The 5,298-nt window shown below is 52.4% G+C and carries 4 protein-coding genes; 2 read left to right on the plus strand and 2 right to left on the minus strand.

The annotated features are described in order from the left end of the window. Nucleotides 1–341 precede the first annotated feature (341 nt). The gene (locus HY768_07875) at nucleotides 342–683 is read right to left on the minus strand and encodes a hypothetical protein (protein MBI4727124.1); all 342 of its coding nucleotides are present in this window, start codon (nucleotides 681–683) and stop codon (nucleotides 342–344) included. Nucleotides 684–931: 248 nt separating this feature from the next. After that, nucleotides 932–2,047, minus strand: a complete 1,116-nt coding sequence (gene hemW / locus HY768_07880; GenBank protein MBI4727125.1) for a radical SAM family heme chaperone HemW — start codon at nucleotides 2,045–2,047, stop codon at nucleotides 932–934. Between the two features lie 475 nt (nucleotides 2,048–2,522). Here hemW and HY768_07885 point away from each other — a divergent pair, with 475 nt between their 5' ends. After that, entirely contained in the window at nucleotides 2,523–4,304 is a 1,782-nt protein-coding gene (locus HY768_07885) for a hypothetical protein (GenBank protein MBI4727126.1), read from the plus strand. A gap of 139 nt (nucleotides 4,305–4,443) precedes the next feature. Continuing rightward, nucleotides 4,444–5,298 (plus strand): FecR domain-containing protein (locus tag HY768_07890; protein ID MBI4727127.1); only part of this gene is annotated, 855 nt, incomplete at its 3' end.

Raw genomic sequence — 5,298 nt, forward strand, 5'->3', positions numbered from 1 at the left:
ATTAGTGTTTGTTCTCCGATAATTAGTGACGGAACGATAAATATTAATTCTTTAGCGATAATAATTGCTATTTTAACGAAAAGAATTAGTGTTGAAGCAATAATAATTAATTCTTATACTCCGAAAATTAATTGTTTACCCATAAACACTAATTTTTATCCATTCAACGGCAATTTTCAGAGGTTCAACGGCAATTTTCGAAGCTCCGTCACCAATTTTCGGAGAACAAATGCCTATTTTCGGGGTCCGCCAGCTAATTTTGGGACAACAAATGCCGATTTTCGGAGTTCCGTCGCTAATTATCGGAGTCCGCCAGCTAATTTTGGGGCTTGCAACGGCAATTATTGTTGTTTGGCTGCAGGTTTCCTTCGCCCGCTCTTAAGCGGCTTAATCCCGAACTCCTCCAATTTCTCGTTCTTCTTGCCGTATTGTCCCTGCAACGAGCTTATTATCCGGGCCGAGTCGTCTTTAAGGTCTTTCATCAGTTTGTTCAGCCGAACCGTGGATTCCTGGGTCTTGGCCTTAAGTTCTTCTTGAACCTTGTCCTCGGCCTTGGCGTCTGCGAGCAATTTGGCGAAGCCGGCAATCTTGACCGGCAGGGCCAGTTCCTTCTCGTTTTTCTTCAAGCCGGAAAGTATCACGTCGCAGGCATTGATCCTTTCGGCATAGGCAGACTTGCCCATTTTTGAGCCTCCTTATATTAAGGTTTAGGCAAGGATATTACGCTGTCATAATCTTGTCAAGGGGAAACTGAAGAAAAATATATGATTTTCTGCTTTTTTCTCTATAGCCATTTGCCCTGTTTCTCCGTCAGGTATTGGCCTCATGCTCCTTCTTTACGGTTATTTTGAGAATCACTCAATTGTGGGTATCGCGGATGTCGTGTCGGTTGTCAAAAGGTGTTTTAAAGAAATCTAAAAATCATTTCTCCTTAAACCAAATCCACCGCCAGGCCGTCGGCCAGCAGCAGGCCTTTGGGCGTGAGGCGCAGATATTTTTTGTCCCATTTCGCCCAGCCCTGTTCTTTCCACCGGAGCCAGACCTGCGGCTTATGCTCCAGGGGAGAGCTCCCGAATTTGCTTTGAAATTCTTTGATATCTATCCCCCGGACCATCCGCAATCCCAGGAACAGGGCTTCAAACCGCTGTTGCTCCGACGAAAGGGTTTCCCGAAAATCGGCCGGGCTTTGGCCGCCGTTGATTGACCGGAGGTACCTTTCAACATTCTTCATATTGCTCCACCTTTTGCCGCCCCGGTGCGAATGGGCTCCGGCCCCGAAACCCAGGTAATCTCCGGCCCGCCAGTAATTGATGTTGTGGGCCGAGCAAAAACCCTTCCGGGCGAAGTTGGATACCTCGTAGCGTTTCAGGCCGGCCCGGTCCAGCCGACTGACGGCCTCCAGATACATATCGGCCTCTGTCTCTTCGTCACCTGGTGTTATTCTGCCTTCTGCTTTTTGCTTTTTGAATTCCGTATTCTTCTCGTAAGTCAGCGAATAAAGCGATATGTGCCGGGGTCCAAGCGCCAGCGCCTTCTCCAGGTCATTCTTCCAATCTTTTAATGATTGCCCGGGCAGGGCGTAGATCAGGTCAAGGCTGATGTTGTCGAAGCCAGCCCGGGACCCCAGGTCAAAGGCGTTGGCGGCCTGACGGCCGGTATGGACCCGGCCCATCTGCTTCAACAAATCATCGTTGAACGACTGCACTCCCAGACTTAGGCGGTTGAAACCCATTTGCCGTAAGAATCTCAGCTTTTCCAGGGTAACCGTTCCGGGGTTGGCTTCTATGGTCAATTCGGCATTAGACGACCAGGGCCGGAGTTCGTTCATGGCCTTCCCGAGCAAAGCGACCGAAGCTATGGTGGGAGTGCCTCCGCCCAAATAGATTGTCTTTATATCTTTGATTTCGTTTCGGTGGCCGGCGATCTCCCGGACCAGCGCTTGGAAATATTTTTTAAGCTCGGCCGGTTGCCGCAAAGGCCTGGAGTTGAACCCGCAGTAATGGCACTTGGCTAGGCAAAAGGGAATATGGATGTAAACTGAGTTCATAAAGTATTTATGATTTATGACTGGACTTTGGCAAATCCGAAATACGAATATCGAAGATCCAAACAAATCCTAAGTTATAAATTACAGAAACCCGAAAATGCCAAGAAATTAGGCCCTTTAGTTAGGTCATTGGTATTTGTCCCGCAATACCGGGATCCCGCCAACCTGCTTGCCCCGCCCCGCCCCGCCAAAGGCGAGGCTCTGGCTTGCAGCGGGGCCATGGGTTGTGGCGGTGGTCCGCCGTAGTAGAAACGAAGGAGGAAGGCGGTGATTTCGGATTTCGGATTTTGATATTAGGCCTACACTGAGCACGACTGCTTGCCTGGCTTTTGAAGTGATTTGCTAAACTTTGGCTTTTTGCCAAAGTTTAGTTACCTTATAACATTTTGCTTCAAAAGTCAAACGATTTAAATATCTTTACCCTTCCTTAAGATATCCCCTTGACTTTTAGGCTGAAATTTGGCATCATTAAAATATGTCCAAGTTTTTTTCAACCATAATAATATTGCTGTTTGCCTGTTACCCCGTCTTAGGCCAAAACGAGCCGGTAGCGGATATTCCCGCCGGGGAAGGTTTTGATCCCATCACCATCCTTTCCCCCCTGCGGGATTCCCTGCTGCCCCAGGACGAGCCGTTGGAGATCTCCCTGCTGCTTTCGGATCTGCAGGATTATTCCCTGGTCCTGCTGCTGGATGGAACGGACATCACAGTCAAGGCTCAGATCACCGGCGACTACCTCTACTATCTTTCGGACTTTGCCCCCCAGCCCGGGCCGCATCAAATAAGGTTAACGGCCCTGAGCGGACCGGACACCGTTTTTTCGCACGGCTGGATGTTTTACGCCCCGGCAACATTGTCTGTTCCGGAAGAAGCCCTGCCCTGGGAGTTCTGGGCCGGTATGGGATGGCAGTATTCGGACTGCAGCGCCGACACCGCCGGACTGGGCCTCTCCTACCCCGTCGGTTTTTTGCCCAAGGCCGAACTTTCGCTGTCGGGACAGCTGGGCCGGGGGAACCTTTCCGGCAATCTGTCCTACGATCCGGCCTACGACAAAGACCTGCACGGCCAGCTGCAGTTTTCCCAACCCCAATGGGAGCTTTGGCTGGGAGAATTCTATCCCCGGTTTTCGGAGTTGGCTTTTTCCGGGCTTTCTCCCCTGGGCGGTTCCGGAACGTATAAGAACGGCCGCCTGAAGGTAGACCTGCTGGCCTGCCGCTCCCAACCGGCCGACACCGGCTATCAGACTTTTGCCCAGTATATCTACGGAGGCCAGAGCTACTTGGAGTTGCGGGACAGTCTGGTCTTTTCGGCCGGATATTTTGCAGGGTACGATGATCCTTCCTCCCTGCCGGACTCGGTCAGATATAAGGCCAGCGCTTATGTCTACACAGACGATCTGCTGGGAATCTCCGACGCCATCATTTCGGTAGACACCCTGCACCCGGGCCGGAACCGGCTGCTGCTGCTGTCTCTGTCCTCTTCATTTAAAAACCTGGCGCTATCGGGGGAATACATCCGCACCCGGCTGATACCCGACACCGGGAAAACAGTTTACGACCAAGGCTACTCGGCCGACGTAAAGCTTCGGCGGGAAAAGCATCTTTGGGAAGCCAGTTACACTTCGCTGGGCCAATATTTTTACAGTTTCGGGAATCCCTACGCCGAGGCGGCCAAGAACGAACTGGCCCTGGCCCAGGAGTCTAATTGGAGTAAGATATTAAGCACCCAAGCCTACGCCTCGGCCTATAAGATATACACCGATTCCGCGGCCGGCAACAGCTATAAGGCCGGAGCCTCGTTGCGATTGTCCGGCCTTGGCCCGGACCGATGGTTTTCCGGGCTTTCTCTTAATGTTGATTACAACCTCCGGCCCTACACCGGCTACCTCTATCAAAGCCGCAGCCTGGGAGCCAGCTTAAGCTTAAAATGGAAAAAACTCCGGGCCTCGCCCCTCTATTCTTATTCCGCCAGCCAAAGCGACCGGCTGACCCGGTCCCATTCGGCCAATCTTGATCTGAACTTTACGGCCGGAAGAGCCTGGCAGATCAATTCCGGCTATCAGTATTACCAGCTTCAGGATGATCTGAATTCCGTCGATCAACTCAAACACACGGGATATCTCAAGAGCGCCATCAGCCTGGGAGCCAGATTATCGCTGGAGCTGGGGGTCAAGCAGATAAATAAGACCGACCGGTTGGACCAATCCAAATCGTACCGCCAGCGCCTGGCCTGGACAAACCTGGGATACCGTTTTTAAAATAATTGCCGGGGGAACCGCAAACTCTCTCCGGGGCTCTAATGATCATTACATGATCCTGATCTTGTCTTTTCCGGATCTTTAAACGGGGTCAGTATAAATCCAATTGACCGGCAGAATATTTGCCGGGGAGGTTTTTATGAAACGGATCATCGCAGCACTTATTCTGTCTTTTCTCTGTCTTTGGGTCCGGGGGGCGGGTTCCCAAGAGCCCAAACCAACTGCCGTTTTAAGCCTCTATGTGGGACAGGCTTTTATCTGGCACCAGGGCCAGCTGGCGGAGGCGGAATTGGGGCAGGCCCTGCAGCCCGGAGATTCGGTGCGTACCGGCCAGGGATCCTTGGCCGAGCTCAGCTTCGCCGACGGCACCAGCATCAGGCTGGGAGAAAAGACCTCGCTGTATGTTCAGCGCGCCGACAGCGCCGACCGCAGTTTCAAGCTTTTTTGGGGGAAGTTTTGGGCCAAGGTGGCCAAGCTTTCCCTGAAGTCGCAGTTTACGGTGGAAACCCCTACCGCGGTGGCCGGGGTAAGGGGCACGGTTTTGAAGGTTGAGATCGAGCGGGACTCCAGCACCCGGGTGGCGGTGGAGGAAGGCCTGGTGGAGGTTTCCGATCCCGGGCACCGGGGAAAAATGATCCGGCTGGCGGCGTTTAGGCAGTCTTTTTTGCGGAGAGGCCGGGACCCCGCCGAATCGGGCTTTGACCCCCAAAAGGAGAACCGTTGGGAGCGCTGGTCCCACCAGATGTTCCAGGAACTGCGCCAGTCCGCCAAAAGCCTGATGACGGGATTAAATCAAATCGTAAAAAGCCAGGAGAAATTATGGGAGAGCGCCAAATATCTGGAAAGGAAAAAACAAGGGGCCGATAAACTTTACAACCAGAGTCGGGACATTGAACGCCAGGCCTATCAAAACCGGCGGAAGTTCAAGCTGATTCAACAACGGATGGAGCGGCGCCTGCGCCAGACTATGGTTTTGGCCGCCAGGGTGGAAAGC

This window comes from candidate division TA06 bacterium (genome assembly GCA_016208585.1).
Taxonomy (GTDB): domain Bacteria; phylum Edwardsbacteria; class AC1; order AC1; family EtOH8; genus UBA5202.

Coding starts and splice junctions, on each gene's coding strand:
- HY768_07875 (MBI4727124.1), bottom strand. CDS start 683: ATGGGCAAGTCTGCCTATGCCGAAAGGATCAATGCCTGCGACGTGATA.
- hemW (MBI4727125.1), bottom strand. CDS start 2,047: ATGAACTCAGTTTACATCCATATTCCCTTTTGCCTAGCCAAGTGCCAT.
- HY768_07885 (MBI4727126.1), top strand. CDS start 2,523: ATGTCCAAGTTTTTTTCAACCATAATAATATTGCTGTTTGCCTGTTAC.